This is a genomic window from Pseudomonas sp. GW821-FHT04C07 (assembly GCF_059420325.1).
The window spans coordinates 30,937-40,098 of the sequence record NZ_JBWKTM010000015.1 but is presented as its reverse complement, the minus strand read 5'-3'; the positions used below and the strand labels follow the sequence as shown (position 1 = coordinate 40,098).

The window sequence follows — 9,162 nt, the reverse complement described above, 5'->3', positions numbered from 1 at the left end:
ACTGCTGCCATGCATGACCAAATCGAAAACATCTATTCGCTGACGCCGCTGCAAAAAGGTCTGCTGTACCACGAGGCCTATGCTCCCGAGTCGCGGGTCTACTACCAGCAGATGAACATCGGCCTGGCCGGTGAGCTCGACCTCGACGCGTTCCGTCAGGCCTGGCTGGCCCTGATGCAACGCCACGCGGTATTGCGCACGGCGTTTCTCTGGGAAGAGCTGGACGACGCCTATCAAGTCATCCTCAAGGAAGTCGATCTGCCGCTGCGCGAAGTCGATTTGCGCGGCAACCCGCAAGGGCTGGCAGCCCTGGCGGCGGAAGATCACGCTCAGGCCTTCGAGCTGGGTGCCGCTCCGCTGATGCGTTTGACCCTGGCGCGGCTGGACGATCAAAACGGCCAGGCCCACTGGTCGTTGTTGTGGACCCACCATCACTTGCTGCTCGACGGCTGGAGCGTCGGCTCGCTGCTGGCGGACTGGCGCGACCTGTATCGCGCGGCACGTCGAGGTCAGCACGCGGCGCTGGAAACGGTGCGCCCGTTCCAGGATTACGTGGCCTACCTCAGCGAACGCCCATCCGCCGATGAGTTCTGGCGCAGCCGCCTGGCGGACTTCGCCAACACCACCCGCGTGCCCGAGTCCGACCCGCGCGGCCTGCTCGCCGACCCGGTGGAGGCGCACCTGCCCTGCACCGAACATCTGCGTGTGCTGGATGCGGCAACGACTGCACGCCTGAGCGGTTTCGCCCGCGGCAACAACCTGACCGTCAACACCCTGCTGCAAGCGGCTTACGCTTACCTGCTGGGCCGCCACAACGGTAGCGACGAGGCCTTGATCGGCGTCACCGTGGCCGGGCGTCCGCAGCGGCTGAGCGGCGTCGAGCGCATGGTCGGTCTGTTCATCAACACCTTGCCATTACGGGTGCGCTGGGACGATGCACCGACCGTTGGCCAATGGCTGGCGGGCATCCAGGACTGGAACGCCGAAATGCGCGAGCACGAACACACACCGCTGGCCAGTCTGCGGGCGTTGACCGCGCTGCCGCCCGGTGGCGAGTTGTTCGAAGCGATCATGGTGTTTGAAAACTTCCCGTTCCCCCGGGAGCTGGATCAGATCGACGATGGCCTCGTCGGACTGCCGGACGCCGACCACACCGCGCCTTCGCGCCACACCGGCGGGCGCAACAACTATCCGATGTCACTGATCGCATCGATGGAAGGCGACAGCTTGCAGCTGCATCTGGTGCATCAGCGCAAACGCTTGTCCGATGCTGCCGGTGCCCGCCTGCTGGAGCAATTGGTGGTGCTGCTCGAAGAACTGAGCCGCGACGCCAATCGACCGCTGGCCGAGGTGCCGCTGTGCCAGGCGCAGGAACTGAGCCTGACTCGCACCTGGGGCAACGGCGCGCCCCTCGAATTGCCTGATGCTCCGCTGCACGAACTGATCGCCGCCCAGGCTCGCCGCCATCCCGAACGTGAAGCCGTCCGCGACACCCATGGCGTCTTGAGCTACGGCGAACTGCTTGAAGCCTCGACCGGACTGGCCAGCGCCTTGCGCCAGCGCGGCCTGCAACAGGGTGATCGCGTAGCGCTGGCCCTGCCCCGCTGCAACGACACAGTGGTCTCACTGCTGGCGGTGATGCAGGCCGGCGCTTGCTTCCTGCCGCTGGACCTGGGCCAACCAGCCTCGCGACTGAGTGCGCTGATGGGCAGTGCCGACGTGGACTTCATCATCGGCTCGCCGGCCTTCGACACCGGCACGGCGCAAGTGATCGACGCCTCGGCCCGCGCCTCCGGCATCGACCTGCCCGCAGTGGATCAACAGGCCTGCGCCTATGTGATTTACACCTCCGGCTCCACCGGTACGCCCAAAGGCGTACGCCTGTCCCACCGCGCCATCGTCGCCTATATCACGGGCATTCTCGCCGAGTTGGGTTGCGCCGAGGCGGAACAACCGTGGCGCCACGCGCTGCTCTCGACCCTGGCGGCGGACCTCGGTTACACCCAGTTGTTCGGTGCGCTGGTCAGCGGTGGCAGCCTGTTGCTGGTGGACGACGACACCCGCGCCGACCCGAACGCCCTGGCACAGTGTTTTGCCGAGTTCACACCGGATCTGGTCAAGCTCACGCCCAACCACTTGCACGGTTTGCTCGCCGCTCACCCCGACGCAAACTTGCTGCCACGTCGCGCTTTGTTGCTCGGTGGCGAAGCGCTGCAAGGTACGTTGCTCGACACGATCCGAGGGCTTAGTCCGCAACTGGCGGTCTACAACCACTACGGCCCGACCGAAAGCGCCGTGGGCATTTGCCTGTCGCGCATCGACCAGCCACTGGCCGGCGTACAACCGCTGGGCCATCCGCAACCGAACCGCCAACTGCGGGTACTCGACAGCCACGGTCACGCCGTGCCGGTCGGTGTGCCAGGTGAACTGTGGGTCGGCGGCGAAGGCTTGGCCATGGACTATCTGGGCGATCCGGCGCAAACCGCCGCTCGCTTCACGACCGTTGCCGACCTGCCCCGCGCCTACCGTACCGGCGACCGAGTGCGTTGGCTGGAATCCGGTGAACTGGCGTTCCTCGGGCGCGTCGACAACCAGATCAAACTGCGTGGCTACCGCATTGAGCTGGGCGAAGTCGAAGCGCAAATCAAACGCCTGTCGAGCAACATTCAGCAAGTGCTGGTCCGTGTTGTGCAACCGGCCAGCGAGACACCGCGGCTGATCGCCTGGCTGGTGGCCAGCACCTCGATGTCCACCGAAAAACTGCGTTATGACCTGGCCCTGCGCGTACCGGATTACATGGTGCCGGCGGACTTCATCGCGCTGGATGCGATCCCGCTGAACGCCAATGGCAAAGCGGACATCGCCCGCCTGCCATTGCCCGACGCCCCGACCAGCCAGGACACCTACGAAGCCCCGCGCGATGCGGTGGAAATCGCTTTCGCCGAGATCTGGCAGGATGTGTTGCGAGTTGAGCGCGTCGGCATTCATGACGACTTTTTTACCTTGGGCGGCGATTCGATTCTAAACCTGCAAATCATCGCGCGCGCCCACCAGCGCGGCATGAAGCTGACACCCAAGCAGTTGTTCGAAAACCGCACCATTGCCGAGATTTCTGCGGTGATCAGTCAAGGCGCGAACTACAGCCGGGACACCAGCAGTGTTGCACGCAATGTTCCGCTGACCGCGGGCCAACACGCCCGCCTCGAAGCCGGCCCGTTAGCGGCAGACTGGCGCTGTGTGGCGTTGAATGCGCCGATCAGCCTGGAGGTGCTGAACCGCGCGATATTGGCCCTGCAACAGCAACACCGTGCGCTGCAACTGGGACTGACCCAAGAGGCGGACGGCCGCTGGGCGCAAAGCCTGCCGAGCATGCCGAAACCGGTCAGCGCCAGTTGTCAGCCACTGAACGTTGATGACTCGAACGCACTGGCCGAGCTGGCCGAAGCCACCCTGGCCACGCTGGATCACGTGGCAGGCGAAGGCTGGCACGCCTGCCTGTCGGCGCAGGGCGACGCCGTGCTGTTGGTTACCCACGCCCTGCGTCTGGATGCCAGTTCCTGGGCTTTGCTGATGACCGACCTGGCGCTGGCTGTGGCTCAAGCGCAATACGATCGTGCGATCGAATTGCCGCGTCACGGCGGTAATCTGGATGAATGGGCCGAACACCAAAACCGCTGCGCCCGCGATGAAGACGGTCTGGAATCGGCCTGGGAATACTGGCTGCAATACGCCGGTGAAACCCTGCCATCAACCACGCAGGACAACGTGGCGACTGAAAGCCGCGTGCAGATCTCGGCACCACTCAGCGCTCGTCTGAAACTGCTGCAACGCCGCAGTCACGCACCGTGGGCATCGCTGGTGGCCACCGCCGTCGCTGCAGAATTGGCGCAGCAAAATGCCGAACAAGACGTCTGGCTGACCCTGGATCGCGGTCGTTGCGAGCGTGCCCGTTTGCCGCTCACCAGTCCCTTGAGCCGCACCGACTTCAACCCGGCCACAGTGATTGGCGTGCTGAGCCACGCCGTTCCCCTGCGTCTGAGCGTGACACCCACCGGCAGCGCCGCGCAGTTACTTGGCCAGATCGACGCGCAACTGGCCGCCGCCCCACACACCGGTGACGACTACGGCGTGCTGCGTTACCTGGCCGACAACGACTACTTGCGCGAACCGCTGCTGAGCCTGCCGCAGCCAACCGTGCATATTGTCATGGCCGGCGAATGGCAGACCCCTGAAGGGCCGTTGGGCGAGGTTATCGCCACCAGCGCGCCAATCGATGCCACCGGGCTGACCCTGTCCGTCAGCCTGCAACACGGTCAACTGCAAATCGATTGCCGTGGCCCAGGCGCCGAACACTGGGCCGAGGCGCTTGCTCGGCGTCTGGCCCTGCTCGCTGCCGACGCCGAGCAAGCGATCCCGGGCGTCCATGCCTTCCCGTTGTGCCGCGCCGCCGGCCACGACCTCACAGCCTTGGGTGTAAACTTCGACTGGGCCGGCATCGACGACTTGCTGCCCCTGTCGCCCATGCAAGAAGGCATGCTGTTGCACACGCTGCTGCGTCCCAACAGCGGCATCTACCTGATGCAACAACGTTATCGCTGGGACGGCGAACTGGACCGCAGCGCCATCGAATACGCCTGGGCCCGGCAACTGGCCCGGCATCCGATGCTGCGCACCGGTTTCTGGTGGCAGGACGGCAAGGCTGCGCTGCAATGTGTCTACCACGACACCGACCCGGCATTCGCCTGGTACGACTGGCGTCACCTCGACGAAGCGACCCGCCAGCGCCAACTGGATGCCGTGCTGGACGCCGAATGCCGGCACGGTTTCGACATGCGCCGCCCGCCGCTGACCTTCCTTCGGGTATTCCAGGTGGCCGATCAAGAGTTCCTGATCGTGCGCAGCTTTCATCACATCCTGACTGACGCCTGGTGCTTCGGTCTGTTGATGGCTGACCTGTTCGCCCACTACCAGGCACGCGTATTGGGCCAGCCTGTGGCGCGTCCGTTGCTGCCGCCGTTCAGCAACTACATCCATTGGTTGCAATGCCAGGATACGTCCATCACTGAACAATTCTGGACCCGCGAACTGGCCGGTTTCAGCGCACCGACGCCGTTGGTGGTGGATCGCCCGGCCGTGACCGAGCAAGCGGTCGAAGCGGTGGCCAACCTGGACGTCACCCTGTCGATTGCCGACACCCGTGCATTGACCGCGTTGTGCCAACAGCACCAGCTCACGCCCAACACCTGGATTCAGGGTGCCTGGGCCTTGCTGTTGTCCCGTTACAGCGGCAGCGACGACGTGCTGTTCGGCGTCACGGTGTCGGGACGTCCGACGGAGTTGCCGGGCGTGGAAGACATCGTCGGGCTGTTCATCAACAGCCTGCCGTTGCGGGTCAAGGTCGACGATTCGCAAACCGTGGTGCCGTGGCTACAAGCGCTGTTCGCGCACAACTTCGAGTTGCGCGCCTACGAACATGCGCCGCTGGTGGACATCCAGCGCTGGAGTGAAATCGAGCACGGTCGCTCGCTGTTCGACAGCCTGGTGGTGTTCGAAAACGCGCCGTTCGACGCCGGCCTGTCGGACCGCCAGGTCGACTTCAACGTCGACATCTACGAAGACCGCGTGCACACCAACTACCCGATGACCGTGGTGCTCTACCCCGGCGATCGCCTGGGCATTCGCCTGACCTACGACGCCGCACGTTTTGACACCGATACCGTGCAACGCATGCTCGGCCACCTGCGTCAGTTGCTGACGCAAATGGTTGCGCAGCCTGACGCGCCACTGGCAACGCTGTCGCTGCTGACGCCGGACGAACGCCAGACACTGTTGGTGGACTGGAACCGCAGTGAACTCGACTTCCCGCTGGATCAAACCTACGCCGAGCTGTTCGCCCGGCAAGTGGCGCAGCATCCGCAGCGCATCGCTGCCGTGTGTGGTGCCAACAGCCTGAGCTACGCCGAACTGGATCAGCGCTCGAATCGTCTCGCGCGTGCGCTGATCGAAGCCGGCGCCGGTCGCGACACGCTGGTGGCTCTGGCCGGCGAGCGCGGCCTGTCGCTGCTGAGCATGATGATCGCCGTACTCAAGGCAGGCGCGGCCTACTTGCCGCTGGACATCAAGCATCCACCACAGCGCCTGAGCGAAATTCTCGAACTGTCTGGCGCGACAATTCTGATGACCAGCGAAAGTGCCGACTCGGTTATCGACCCGGCACTGGCCTCCAGCTCCGCGACCCCGAGTCGCCTGCGCACCGAAGCCCTGTGGCTGGCGGGCGATGCAACGCCACTTAACGTGGCGGGCAGCCCTGATGATCTGGCCTATGTGATCTTCACCTCAGGCTCCACCGGCACGCCGAAAGGTGCCATGGTCGAACAACGGGGCATGCTCAACAACATCTTTGGCAAGGTGCCGACGCTGGGCCTGTCGAGCGCGGACCGGATTGCCCAGACCGCCTCCCCGGCATTCGACATTTCGGTCTGGCAGTTCCTCGCCGCACCGATCCTCGGCGCCACCGTGCACATCCTGCCGGACGTGATTGCCCACGACCCCGAACGCCTGCTGCAAGCGCTGGAGAACCAACAACTGTCGGTGCTCGAAGCCGTGCCGACGATGATCCGCGCCCTGCTCGACCTCGCCCGCACCGACACGCAACTGTTGGCGCTGCGCTGGTTGCTGCCGACCGGCGAAGCCCTGCCACCGGCGCTGGCCCAGGCCTGGCTGAGCCGCTTTGCCCATGTGCCGCTGATGAATGCCTATGGCCCGGCGGAATGCTCGGATGACGTGGCGTTCCACCCGCTGACTTCTGTGCCTGAAGAAGGCGGCACTGCCATGCCGATTGGCCGGCCGACCGCCAACAATCATCTGTACCTGGTGGACGCCGCGTTGCGGCCCGTGCCAGTGGGTGTACCGGGGGAAATCTGCGTCGGCGGTGTCGGCGTCGGTCGCGGCTATCTCAACGATCCGCAGAAAACCCGAGCCGCGTTTGTCGCGCATCCGTTTGAACCCGGTGCGCGTTTCTACCGCACCGGTGACCTGGGACGCTGGCGTGCGGACGGGGTGATCGAGTTCCTCGGTCGCCGCGATCAGCAGGTGAAAATCCGTGGCCACCGGATCGAACTGGGTGAAATCGAAGATCACCTCGGTCGTCATCCTGCCGTGCAAGCGGTAGTGGTAATCGTCAATGCCGACCTTCGAGGCGACTTGCAACTGGTCGCGTACTGGACCGGCGACGACACGCCGGTGGCGGTGCTGCGCGAATGGCTGGCCCAACGTCTGCCGTCGTACATGGTGCCGGCGCATTGGCAAAAACTGGAAGCACTGCCGCAGAACGCCAACGGCAAGGTCGACCGCAAACTGCTGACCGCACGTGCGCTAGACAGTAGCGACCTGAGCGAACAACGACTGCTGAGCAGCGACACCGAGCAGCAACTGGGTGCAATCTGGGCACAGATTCTCAACGTGTCGGCGATTGGTGCCGACGACAATTTCTTCGCCCTCGGCGGACACTCGCTACTGGCGACGCTGGTGGTCTCGCGGATTCGCAGCCAGCTCGCCGTGGACCTGCCGTTGCGTGCGGTGTTCGATCACCCGGTGCTGGAAAACCTCGCACGCGCCATCGACAGCGCTCGCTTGCAGGGGGCGCCTTTGGCCCTGCCGGCGATCACCGTGGCAGACCGTTCGCAACCGCTGCCGTTGTCGTTTGCCCAACAGCGGTTGTGGTTCCTTGAGCAACTGAACCCTGGCTCCAGCGGTTTCAACATTCCGTTCGCTCTGACCTTGACCGGGGCGCCGAATGTCGAAGCCTTGCGCCTGGCGTTCGAACAACTGATCGCCCGCCATGAAGTGTTGCGCAGCACCGTGCACAGCGATCATGGCGAACCGTGGCAGCGGATCGAAGTGGCGCAGGCGTTTGCCTTGCCGGTCACCGACCTGCAACATGTCCTGGCGCACGAACAGGAGCCGGCCATCCAGGCGCAATTGGCCGAGGTCTTCGGCCAACCGTTCGACCTGACGCAGGCGCCATTGATTCGGGCGCGGTTGCTGAAACTGGAGGCGCAGACTCATGTGCTGGCCATCGCCATGCACCACATTGCGGTGGACGCCTGGTCGATTGCACAACTGGTGGACCAACTGGCCACGGACTACATCGGTTTCGGCACCGCCGCTCCTTGCATAGCCACCCCGGCCCTGCAATACGCCGACTTCGCCGTGTGGCAACGCACGCACCTGCCGGGTCCGGTCTGGCAACAACAACTGGCCTACTGGCGCCAGCAGTTGCAAGCCACCCCGGCGCCACTGTTGTTGCCGGGCGCCCAGCCCCGCGACCACGGCGGGTGCGCGCGTCATCGCAGTCGCCTGCCGGCGTCGCTGGCCCGGGCCATCGGCGAGTTGGCCACGGCTCGCGAGGCTTCGCCATTCATGGTGCTGCACAGTGCGCTGAACGTGTTGCTGCATCAGCAAACCGGGCGCGAAGACCTGCTGGTGGGCACCGACATCGCCAACCGTCATCAGCAACAAACCGAAGACATGGTCGGCTTCTTCGTCAACCAGTTGGTTCTGCGTTGCCGCGTCACGCCGCAGCAGACGTTCGATGAGTTGCTCCGAGATGCCCGCCGCGTCGCACTGGATGCCTTTGCCCATCAGGACTTGCCGTTCGACGCCCTGGTGGCCGATTTGCTGCCGCAGCGGGACGCACGTCACACGCCGTTCTTCCAGGTCAAACTGGTGGTACAGAACACCCGTCAGCAGGACCTGCATCTGCCGGGGCTGGCGATCAGCGAGCGAGAACTGGAACCTCAGGCCTCGGATGTGGACCTGCTGATCAACGTCGTGGATGACGGCGAAGGCCTGCTGGTGGTGTACGACTACGACACCGGGCGTTACGCCAGTGCCTACATCGAACTGCTCGACAGCCTGTTCGTCTGCCTGCTGGAGCAACTCGTCCTGAACGCCGACACCAGCGTCGCCCAGTTGCTGCTGCCTCTCAATCAACTGCAACAGACCCGCCGCGATCAGGCTCAAGCCGCGCTGCGTGAAGCCGGCAGCGCGCGTCAGAGCACCCTGGGCCAGGCCCGTCGCCGCAGTGTCGTGAAGGATGCCGAACAATGATTGCCTTCGGCCCGTCGACCCTAGCACTCATGTCCCACTTTTTTGTACAGG

1 protein-coding gene and 2 pseudogenes are annotated in these 9,162 nt (G+C 64.5%); all 3 read left to right on the top strand.

All coding sequences use genetic code 11. The features are described 5' to 3' along the window. Window positions 1-9: 9 nt before the first annotated feature. A pseudogene (locus tag AC07UI_RS24095) lies at window positions 10-4,164 on the top strand (amino acid adenylation domain-containing protein); the annotation flags it as partial. 42 nt (window positions 4,165-4,206) lie between these two features. After that, window positions 4,207-7,353 (top strand): annotated as a pseudogene (locus AC07UI_RS24090) (amino acid adenylation domain-containing protein); the annotation flags it as partial. A 3-nt stretch (window positions 7,354-7,356) separates the two neighbouring features. Then, a complete protein-coding gene (locus tag AC07UI_RS24085) occupies window positions 7,357-9,111 on the top strand; it encodes a condensation domain-containing protein (protein WP_494994953.1) in 1,755 nt (584 codons plus the stop codon). Window positions 9,112-9,162 lie beyond the last annotated feature (51 nt).